General features: G+C 41.0%; 10 protein-coding genes. 8 read left to right on the top strand and 2 right to left on the bottom strand.

The window, feature by feature from the left end:
* The 5 genes from CTER_RS28665 to CTER_RS28165 all read left to right on the top strand — a co-directional run.
* A partial coding sequence (locus tag CTER_RS28665) for a ferritin-like domain-containing protein (RefSeq protein WP_004623378.1) occupies positions 1 to 1,036 on the top strand: 1,036 nt, incomplete at its 5' end.
* Between the two features lie 329 nt (positions 1,037 to 1,365).
* The gene (locus CTER_RS02140; RefSeq protein WP_004623385.1) at positions 1,366 to 2,013 is read left to right on the top strand and encodes a DedA family protein; all 648 of its coding nucleotides are present in this window, start codon (positions 1,366 to 1,368) and stop codon (positions 2,011 to 2,013) included.
* Between the two features lie 211 nt (positions 2,014 to 2,224).
* Positions 2,225 to 2,899: a response regulator transcription factor gene (locus tag CTER_RS02135; protein WP_004623392.1), complete on the top strand. Its 675-nt coding sequence runs from the start codon at positions 2,225 to 2,227 to the stop codon at positions 2,897 to 2,899.
* On the top strand, positions 2,896 to 4,383 hold the full coding sequence (locus CTER_RS02130; protein WP_004623397.1) for a sensor histidine kinase: 1,488 nt from the start codon (positions 2,896 to 2,898) through the stop codon (positions 4,381 to 4,383). Before CTER_RS02135 ends, CTER_RS02130 begins: the two co-directional genes overlap by 4 nt.
* Before the next feature lie 81 nt (positions 4,384 to 4,464).
* Entirely contained in the window at positions 4,465 to 5,190 is a 726-nt protein-coding gene (locus tag CTER_RS28165) for a hypothetical protein (RefSeq protein WP_004623395.1), read from the top strand.
* Positions 5,191 to 5,286: 96 nt separating this feature from the next.
* On the opposite strand, the gene CTER_RS02120 is transcribed toward CTER_RS28165, so the two are convergent.
* Positions 5,287 to 6,129: a DMT family transporter gene (locus tag CTER_RS02120; RefSeq protein ID WP_242834923.1), complete on the bottom strand. Its 843-nt coding sequence runs from the start codon at positions 6,127 to 6,129 to the stop codon at positions 5,287 to 5,289.
* Between the two features lie 267 nt (positions 6,130 to 6,396).
* Here CTER_RS02120 and CTER_RS02115 point away from each other — a divergent pair, with 267 nt between their 5' ends.
* On the top strand, positions 6,397 to 7,275 hold the full coding sequence (locus CTER_RS02115; RefSeq protein WP_004623387.1) for an AraC family transcriptional regulator: 879 nt from the start codon (positions 6,397 to 6,399) through the stop codon (positions 7,273 to 7,275).
* 4 nt (positions 7,276 to 7,279) lie between these two features.
* On the opposite strand, the gene CTER_RS02110 is transcribed toward CTER_RS02115, so the two are convergent.
* Positions 7,280 to 8,050 carry a glucose 1-dehydrogenase gene (locus tag CTER_RS02110; protein ID WP_004623383.1) on the bottom strand — a complete coding sequence of 257 codons (771 nt, stop codon included), beginning with the start codon at positions 8,048 to 8,050 and terminating at the stop codon, positions 7,280 to 7,282.
* Positions 8,051 to 8,218: 168 nt separating this feature from the next.
* Here CTER_RS02110 and CTER_RS02105 point away from each other — a divergent pair, with 168 nt between their 5' ends.
* Positions 8,219 to 8,878 carry a ThuA domain-containing protein gene (locus CTER_RS02105; protein WP_004623380.1) on the top strand — a complete coding sequence of 220 codons (660 nt, stop codon included), beginning with the start codon at positions 8,219 to 8,221 and terminating at the stop codon, positions 8,876 to 8,878.
* Between the two features lie 96 nt (positions 8,879 to 8,974).
* Positions 8,975 to 9,650 (top strand): metallophosphoesterase (locus tag CTER_RS02100; RefSeq protein WP_004623389.1); only part of this gene is annotated, 676 nt, incomplete at its 3' end.

Below are 9,650 nucleotides of genomic sequence, written 5' to 3'. Positions count from 1 at the left end.
CTCAAACATAAAGGGTATGCCGAATATGACATCACCTGTAACCCAGCAAAAGCCCAACCAGCAGGCAATGCCCAATATGACGGCACAGATGCCGCAGCAGAACTCAAATCTGATGGGCATGCCGAACATGACATCACCTGTAACCCAGCAGAAGCCCAACCAACAAGCAATGTCAAACCAGAAGGGGCAGATGGAACCGATGCCCAAGATGACCTTGCCTACAGTACCTGCTCCAAAGGACAATTCCATGTTTGCAGTATCTATGAAGGGGTTAAAGACGGGACAGCAGAAGTCCAATATGATGAATCAGAATATGAATAATGCGATGGGTCAACATATGGGAAATGCTAATATGATGGGTCAGCATATGGGAAATACAAATACGATGGGTCAGCATATGGGAAATACAAATACGATGGGTCAGCATACGGGAAATGCCAATATGATGGGTCAGCATATGGGGAATGCCAATATGATGGGTCAGCATATGGGGAATGCCAATATGATGGGTCAGCATATGGAGAATGCCAATGTGATGGGCCAGCAAATGGAAAACAGCAATTTGATGGGACAGTCCCTGAAAGGCAATGAATTGTCAGATTCCGCTGATATCCAGGTCAGTTTGGTTGAAGCGCTGAGTCTCATTAAAGATGCGGTTGAAGGTGAAACAGAAGACCGGATGTTTTATGATTTTTTGATAAACAATGCGACGTCAAGAAAAGACAAGGAAATAATCAAAGGTATCCGGGACGATGAGATAAAGCATGCAAGACTATTCAGACAGCTATATTATGAGCATACCGGAAAGGTTATCGGTCCCAAGCAGAATGTTCAATTTGAAAGACCGGCCAGCTATTGTGAAGGGCTTATAAAGGCACTGATGGGTGAGCAGAACGCTGTGAGAAAATACCGCAGAATTCTTTTTGCCATGAAGGAAAGAAGTCATATAGATATATTGACCGAAATTATAACTGATGAAATAAGACATGCAAATCTATACAATCTGTTGATTCACAATAATGATTGCAAATATTGATGCCGCTGACTTAAATCATTGTATTCCCGGCCGGTATCCAGCAGTGAATTGCCGCGAAGTTCTCTGAAACAGGATGGCTTTCCATTGCCGGATACCGGCCTTGTAATGCAAGGCAAAATGTAAAAAAATTTCTATGTTCTTGATACGGGAAATAAGTCTGCAATTATTAATAAATCTTAAATTTATAATGAAAGGGTGTACATAATCAGACTTTTAGGTTAAATTGTATGTATATATGAAAAGATTACTAATAGAATAAGGCATTGGTAAGTTTTATTGGTATTCAAATAATTGCATATGAATGCATAAATATAATTAAGAGGCTGATTATGAACTTAATATTTCAATTTATCGACTTTGTAGTGCATTTGGATGTACATCTGACCCAGGTGGCAAGAGACTTTGGAATGTGGACATACCTTTTTCTGTTTTTAGTTATTTTTTGTGAGACAGGCCTGGTTTTTACTCCGTTCCTTCCCGGCGATTCAATGATATTTGTGATTGGAAATCTGGCCAAAAGCGGAGAACTGAACTTCCCGGCAATAATCGCGGTCCTGATGGTAGCAGCGGTTCTGGGAGATACCTGCAACTATCATATAGGCAAATTTTTTGGTCTTAAATTATTCAGTAAAGATAATGCCAGATTCCTTAAAAAAGAATATTTGATAAAGACGCAAAATTTCTATGAAAAATATGGGGGCAAGACCATAATAATTGCAAGATTTATACCCATCATCAGAACCTTTGCACCTTTTGTGGCGGGAATGGGTTCTATGAATTATTCAAAATTTTTAAGCTATAATGTTATAGGCGGTATTTCATGGGTTGCACTATTTTCTTTTGCAGGATTTTTCTTTGGCAAAATTCCTTTTGTTGAAAATAATTTCAGTGTTGTAATTCTGGCTATCATATTCATATCTCTGTTGCCGGGGGTAATTACCTTCTTAAGGGAAAGGAAGTCTTCACCTGCCAAGTAATCCGGCAATAGCTGTAAAAATTTATTCAGAGCTTTTGAGTTAAATTATTACCGGCCTTCGGAGTTGTCACTCTCCAGGCCGTTTTTTATCGTACAAATCATGCAATTGGAATTGATTTTTGAATGTTCACTTAATGTTCACAAATGATTATTATAATTTTATATGTAATCATTTGATAATAAATCAATCTAATCCGGGAGGAGGCTGCTTGATGATAAAAATATTACTTGCTGACGATGAAGAAAGAATGAGGAGATTGGTTTCGGACTTTCTGAAAAGGCAGGGATATAGTGTTGTAGAAGCAGAAAACGGACAGCAGGCTATTGAAATATTTAATACGGCAGGTGATACTCTGGCTTTGGTAATATTGGATGTTATGATGCCGGTGGTGGACGGGTGGGAAACTCTCAGACATATTCGCCGGCACTCCAAGCTTCCAGTTATCATGCTGACAGCCAAAAGCACCGAAGCGGATGAACTGTTCGGATTTGGACTGGGAGCCGATGAATACATAACAAAGCCCTTCAGTCCGATGATACTGATAGCAAGGGTACAGGCGGTGCTTAAAAGATATAATGTGACGGTAAACGAAAAAAAGACTTACAATGGACTTGAAATAGACCAGACTGCTCATACTGTATTTGCAGACGGGGAAGAAATAGAACTGACACCAAAGGAATTCGAATTGCTGGTATATCTTTGTGACAATGTGGGGATAGCTCTGTCAAGGGACAAAATACTTAATTCTGTCTGGGATTATGAATATTTCGGAGACGCCAGAACAGTGGATACACATATAAAGAAACTGAGACTTAAGCTGGGGAAAAAAGGAGATTACATACAGACTATCAGAGGTCTGGGATATAAATTTGAGGTAGAAAAATGAAAATATCATTAAAAACCCAGTTGTTTTCAACTTTTTTTGGAATGATAGTATTCTTCGTCGTACTTTCGTTGATATTAAGCAGCACCTTGCTCGAAAAATATTATTACAGCAAAAAAGAGGATGCCATGCTTCAGACTTTCGACTCAATTCGTGATGTATATAATCACGATCCCGACAATGTAATGTTTGATCTGGAAAAGATTGAAAGTCTTAGAGGTATTGGGATCATTTTTTTTGATAAGGATTTCAATATAATTTATCAGTCCAGACAGAGAGTTTTGAGTGCCGGTGCCAGGAAATTCAGAGTCGAGCCCAGGGAGCCGGCTCCCGATTGGAGAAATCTGAGGGATAAGTTTTCAAAGGTAGCCCCGGACAAGCCGCTTATAGAAAAACGTTTTGACATGAGAATGGAATCCAGTTTCGTATCGCTGTACGGCAAAATTGATGATGATGTGTTCGTTTATCTGGGGTCACCGGTGGCCGCAATACAGGAAAGCGCCAAAATAGCCGTTAGATTCTATATTTTCACAGGTATTTTCATGGTTATATTCGGAGGTATAATCATATACTTTTTATCTCTGAGACTGACAAAACCAATCATCAAGCTCAACGGTATTGCAAAAAAGATGGCTGTTCTGGATTTTGAAGAAAAGTATGATGAAAAGAGAAATGATGAGATCGGAACGCTGGGAGATAGCATAAACTCACTTTCAAATCAGCTGGAACGTTCGATTGGAGAGCTGAAGGCGGCGAATTACAAGCTGATGCAGGACATTGAAAAGGAAAGACAAATTGATGAAATGAGAAAGGAGTTTATCAGCAACGTCTCACATGAGCTTAAAACTCCCATAGCCCTGGTCCAGGGTTATGCCGAAGGACTAAAGCTCAATGTCAACGATGATGAGGAAAACAAAAACTATTACTGCGAAGTAATTATTGATGAAGCCAATAAGATGAACAATATGGTGAGAAAGCTCCTGGCACTTTCAGAGCTGGAGTTTAACCGCATTGAGCCCGACAGGGAGGAATTCTGTGTAAATGATCTTATCAGGAATACTTTGAAGAAAAATTCCCTGCTTTTTGCCGAAAAGGGAGCCAGTGTGACCTTTGATGACAACGGCAATGGAGACATAAGGATAAATGCCGACTACTATCTGATGGAACAGGTGCTTATGAACTACCTTAGCAACGGGCTGAATCATCTGGACGAAAAAAAGATTATCAATATATATGCCAGGGTATCAGGAGACAAGGTTCGGGTGGAAGTATTCAATTCCGGTGCGAATATACCCGAAGAAGCCCTGGAAAGTATCTGGCTGAGCTTTTATAAGGTGGATAAGGCAAGAACAAGGGCATATGGAGGAACAGGACTTGGTCTTTCCATTGTAAAAGCCATTCAGAAAGCCCATGATAACAGCTATGGTGTGGAAAATAAAACCGATGGCGTTCTTTTCTGGTTTGAATGTGATTTAGTAAAAGGGTAAAATTGGCAGACGGAATTTACAAAATGTACACAATATTTACACAATAGATGAGAAAGATATTGTTGAAAGGAGGTGATAGTATTGAAGAAGCTTCAAATCCTTGTTACTATCGCTTTTATCATTTCAATAATGTCTTTCGGTGTTTTTGCAATGCCGGAAGCCGACGCCGGGCCAAACAGCAATATTGAAAACAACAATACTGAAAAGGGTAATGTTGAAAACAATAATACTGAGAAAAGCAATATTGAAAACAACAATACTAAGAAAGGCAATGTTGAAAACAACAATACCGGAAAGAGTAATGTTGAAAACAACAATACCGGGAAGAGCAATGTTGAAAACAACAATACTGAGAAAGGCAATGTTGAAAACAACAATACCGGGAAGAGTAATGTTGAAAACAACAATAAGGAAAAAAGCAATACTGAGAACAAGGGCGGCATATTGAAAAAGGGTAAATGCGGAAAATGTAACAAGGACCCTTTAAAAAGGCTTGAAGAGAGAAAGGAAAGCATACAGAAGGATTTAAAGGAAGGCAAGATAACCAAGGAAAAGGCTGAGGAATTGACAAAGAAAATCGACGAACGTATTGTCAAGGTCAAGGAATTCAACAGTCTGACCCTGCCTCAAAAGAAAGAGCATCTCTCAAAAAATTTCAGTTCTCATTTGGAAAAGCAAATTAAGGATGGAAGAATTACAAAGGAAGAGGGAGAAAAAATACAGGCCGATTTTAACAAGCAGCTTGAAAGCTGGGATGGCAAAGAGCCTCCAAAATTCATGCACAAAATAAAAAAACATAAGGATTAAAAATCAAAAGCCTGTAATGATAAAAGACACGTATGTCCGAAATTAATCCGACATACGTGTCTTTTACCGCATAAGGGGGATGCCATGCTGCCGGACCTATATCCTTGAATTGGAGGATGGCCGTAGTTTGAACTTCTTCCCGGGATTGAAGCCCGGCAGTCTCAAAGCAGAAATGATTACAGTTAAAAGTATTACTACACAGCCGATTACTGAAGCTATTCCGGTAAAGTGTTCACCTAGTATGACTGCGCCCAGCAGTGCGGTGGTTACGGGCTCAAAAGCATATAGTATGGTTGCGCTTTCAGGTCTGACATATTTGATTGCGGAACTCTGAAACAGCGAAGTGAATACGGTAACCATGGCATTCAGGCCGATCAGCAGGAAAAACAACGGACTGAGCATATTGGTGAACGTTATACCGCCCGACTCAAATACAAGAGCCAGTACAAAAAACATAACGAGATTGGTAGAGTGCTGTATGAAAGTAAACTGTATTGGATTTACCACCTGTGAAAATTTATTCTGCAGAGCAATAAACAGTGAGAAAAATATGGCGTTGCACAGTGCGAAAACATCTCCGGCATTGATGTTCAGCCCTTTTCCGGCACAGGTGATGAGATATATTCCCAGCATTGCCGAAAGAGCAAGCAAAACAGTTTTTGCAGATGGGGATTTTTTCTCCAGTACAGCCATGATTACGGGGGTTATTACGATTGAAAGCTGTACTATGAAAGCTGTATTTGAACCTGAGGTCCTTTTCAGGGCCAGCATGCAGAAAGTGTTGCTGACTACTGAAACCAGACTGATCAGGGTACTTATGACAATGACTTTTTTGCTGAAGTTGTTGAGCCGCTTTCTGAATATCAGAAAGGTTGCAGCCAGACTCAGGGCCGCGCAGATAAACAATATTGTAAATGATGGCAGAAAGCTCAACAGCATTTTTTTGCCATATGTAGGATGAGCCCCAAAAAATAGCATTTAGTAGTAAAAAGAACTGAGCGTTGTTTCCGGTGATGATTTTCATTGCTGCCTCCATATAAGTTATTTACATAAATATTATATTCCAAGCTTTTGCAAAGTTTATTGCATTTTATGTTTAAAAATTTGCGAAAGCTGCTATTTTATCATTTATTTTTTCGCAGACATATAATAGAATTAAAATGGATAATAAGAATGGATAATAAAATACAGAACCGGGAGGTCGGTATGGAACAAGGCGTTAAGAGAGGATACCTGCATAATGATTTCAAGTTTTTTCATTTACGGGATAAGAAGAGCATTCAGTTTGAGCATCATTATCACGATTTCAACAAGATAATAATTTTTATTGACGGTAATGTGATCTATAACATCGAAGGGAAGTCTTACCGGCTAAAACCCTGGGATGTCCTGTTTGTGCCGGGGAATCAGGTTCATAAGCCAATTATAGCGCCTGATCAGGAGTATGAGAGAATAGTTATATGGATCAACAATACTTTCCTGGAGGAGCACGGCAATGCGGAAAACGATCTGCTGACCTGTTTTAATATAGCAAGGGAGAACAAGCATCTGGTCAGACTGGGAGAGAACTCCCTGAACTCCATAAAGGCCATTCTTTCCAGAATTGAAAGTGAAATAAAAAACCGGCAATTCGGCTCTGTCATATTGGGGAATGCACTGTTTGTACAGTTTATGGTATATGTCAACCGGCTTCAGTTAAAGCCCGAAAAACAGGATGAGAGTATAGAAGTGGAGTATGACGAGCAGATACAGAAAGTTATCCGTTATATCAATGCCAACCTTGACGGAGATTTAAGCATAGCCACACTTGCCGGAATGTTTTACATAAATAAATATTATCTGATGCACAAGTTCAAGGACAATACAGGCTATTCAATACATAGTTATGTAAATAACAAAAGAATGCAAAAGAGCGCGGAATACATAAAAACGGGCATGGCTCCTTCGGAGGCCGCAAGCAGGTGCGGCTTCAATGACTATTCCAGCTTTGTAAGAGCCTTTTCGAAAATGTACGGTGCCGCTCCAAAAAGGTATTACAAAGCCGCAATACTGTCAAAAGACAATGTTTACCAGGTGGAGGGGTAAAAGCTTATTCATATATCATCTTTTTGGTCATACCGCCGTCAACCGTTAAATTCTCTCCGGTAATGAAGCCGGATTTATCTGAAGCCAGAAACAGGCATGCCTGTGCTATATCTTCCGGAATGCCCACTCTTCCGGCAGGATGCTGCTTGTGGTCCCGTTGGGACAGCACCTCCTGCTTTGCCGCTGAACTCTTTTTCCAGGAGGAAACATCTATCCAGCCTGGGCTGACGGAGTTGACTCTTATGCCGTATTGACCCAGTGATATGGCCAACGCGTGTGTCAGGGCAAAAATACCGCCCTTGGAAGCTGAGTAGGGTTCGGTATCGGGTTCTGACATGAAAGCCCTGGTGGAGGCCATATTTATGATGTTTCCGTAATTCATGTCCCGCATATGGGGTGCGCAGAACTTGGCGCAGTAATACATACCCGACAGATTGACAGAGATAGCTTTATCCCATTCCTCCACAGGGGTTTCAAAAATATTGCCGAAGCCCGAAACTGCAGCATTGTTAACAAGGATGTGAACTGTATCATATTTCCTTATGGCTTCGGCTACCATGGCCCTGACCGAAGCCGCATCCGAAACATCGGTTTTGATATATGCGGCCTCATATCCTGAGCTTTTAATGAATTTTTCATTTTCCAGGCCGGCTTCCACGTCAGTATCGGCTATTACCACTCTGGCTCCCTCCGACGAAAATGCTCTTGAGACAGCACGGCCGATTCCCTGGCCTCCTCCTGTTACTATCACTGTTTTGTTCTTGAATTCATTCATTTTGAAAATCCTTCCGGTTTAAAAATTTTTAATCAAATGGTTGCGGGAGTGCATTTGAAATAAATTCCAACATGTTCTTGACATAATATTACTCATAAAATAACATTGTATCAATATTAATTTATTTGTGCTTGTAATTGTATGCTTTGAGCACGGAGGGAGATTATCATGAAAAAGAAAATTCTGACCATACTCGGTGACTTTTATCACAGTCATGACCTGGCATATACCGCAATGGAAAAAGCAGTGGCTGATTTGCAGCAAAAGGCCGGTGCAGGTATTGAATTGATTGATTCATCTGTGGAAAATCTCGGGGAAATACTTAAACAAAAGTATGATCTGGTTGTACTATATAAAGAGAACAGAGTTAATCCTACCGATGAGGTTGTTTATAACTGGATGACCTCCGAACTGGAGCAGCAGATAACACGGTATGTAAAGGACGGAGGCAGTCTGCTGGCCTGGCATTCAGGTCTGGTAAGATATGAGAGCCATGAACAGTTCACTGAAATGCTTCGCGGATATTTTGAATACCATCCCAGTGAGAGACAGGTAAAATATACGGGAGTGAGCAGTAATACAGGTATAATGCCCGGAGAGACCTTTGAAGTGCTGGACGAACACTATATGATTAAAGCCATCCCGGTTGAAAACAGTGTTTTTCTCACTTCCGAGTCCACAGAAGGGAAGGTTGAAGCCGGTTGGGCTCATGAATACGGCAATGGCAGAGTCTGCTGCCTGACGCCCACCCATAGGGCGGAAGGGATGACAAATGAGGTCATGCTGGATCTTCTGGGCCAATGCGTAACCTGGTGTCTGAAATTATAATGCCTGCAAATTAACCGAAAAGTGCGTTGAATCAGCAATTATCAATAAGCATTTATATTAGCAATTATATAAGATGATTTTGATTTTGGAGGTTATATGAGGTTGGGGAAATTTACCTGCCTTCTGACTGCTCTAATAACTGTTTCAGCAGTATGCATGACTGCAAAGGCAGCAGCGGCCCATGAAAACAAAACACTCAGGATACTTTTTACCCATGATATGCACGACCACCTTCTTCCGAACAAAGCGGAAAAGGATGGCTGGCTTGTGAGCTCCGGAGGATATGCCAGACTGAAGACGGCAATCGATCAGGAAAGAAAAAATTATCCGGGTGCTGTTTTGGTGGATGGGGGAGATTACTCCATGGGGTCTCTTTTCCAAACCCTGTTTTCCGGTGCTGCCCCCGAGCTTCGTATAATGGGACGGATGGGCTATGACGTGACCACATTTGGGAACCATGAATTTGATTTCAGGGATACCGGCCTTGCGAGACATTTATATGCTGCTATAATCAGTGGTGAAAAACTGCCAGAAATTGCAGCATCGAATTTATATTTTCCGGACAGGAAGAAAATGACCGGAGACCTGTGGGAATTGAAAAACTCCATGACGGCTTTCGGGATAAAAGAATATACCGTTCTGGAACGCAGCGGTCTGAGAATAGGTGTTTTTGGCTTAATGGGAAAGGATGCGGCCGACAGCGCTCCCATGACCGGAGTTGAATTCAGGGATATTGTGAAAAGTGCAAAACTGACCGCAGGTAAACTGAAGG

Source organism: Ruminiclostridium cellobioparum subsp. termitidis CT1112, assembly GCF_000350485.1.
Lineage (GTDB): Bacteria > Bacillota > Clostridia > Acetivibrionales > DSM-1351 > Ruminiclostridium > Ruminiclostridium termitidis.
The sequence above is the reverse complement of the archived record's forward strand: the minus strand, read 5'-3'. Positions and strand labels throughout refer to the sequence as shown.